The sequence below is a fragment of the Carnobacterium sp. genome (assembly GCF_032094055.1).
In the GTDB taxonomy this organism is placed as follows: domain Bacteria; phylum Bacillota; class Bacilli; order Lactobacillales; family Carnobacteriaceae; genus Carnobacterium_A.
In genome coordinates this window covers 16,347-17,065 of the sequence record NZ_DAMDAK010000043.1, presented here as the reverse complement: position 1 = coordinate 17,065, position 719 = coordinate 16,347, and the positions used below count along the sequence as shown (strand labels likewise).

The following is a 719-nucleotide window of genomic DNA, read 5'->3' as shown; positions in this document are numbered from 1 at the left end:
ACAAAAAACTGGTAGGCAATTTTATTAGGATACCTGGTTTGAAAAAGTTGCATATACAACTTACTATTTTCTACTTCATCATAAAGTGTAGTTTTCTTTTGTTGTTTGATACTATTCCTAAAGAGTTGACCTAATAGATAGACCATTTCAGATAGGTCTTCATTTCCATCTTTTAAAGCAGACATCCTGATAAACTCTAAAGTATTATAAAGAAAATGTGGATTAATTTGTGATTGTAATGACCTTAATTCCGCATCTTTTTGCTTTAATTCAAGAATATAATTGTTTTTAATGTGATTATTGATGTCATCAATCAAAGAATTAAATGTTTGTGAAACAGTTTTAAGTTCAGAGTGTTTCCCTTCAACCGGGATGTGCCTTTCTAGCAAATCTATCTCTGAAGCAGTTATCCCTTCAACAATAGAATCAACTTGAACTGTATAATTTTTAAATAAGCGCATAAGAAGCACTACAAATAAGGTAATGGTTAAAAGAAAGAGAATCGCTATAACTAAAGGCTTGGGAGCAAGGAAGATATTATATTCTGGAACTGTTGCCAATGTAATAAAAGTAGTGTGGTTTTTGGCCGTGTTTGTTAAAAAATAATAACGTTTATTTTCGTAAGTAAGAATAGATTGATTAGATAAAGAATCTAAATAGATCTTTTCAGGATTATTTTTAAATGCTGTCGGCACATTCTCAGCTTGCCACAATGGCCT

1 protein-coding gene is annotated in these 719 nt (G+C 30.9%); it reads right to left on the bottom strand.

The genetic code is table 11. The features are described 5' to 3' along the window. Positions 1 to 719 (bottom strand): histidine kinase (locus RT405_RS07995; protein WP_313469002.1); only part of this gene is annotated, 719 nt, incomplete at both ends.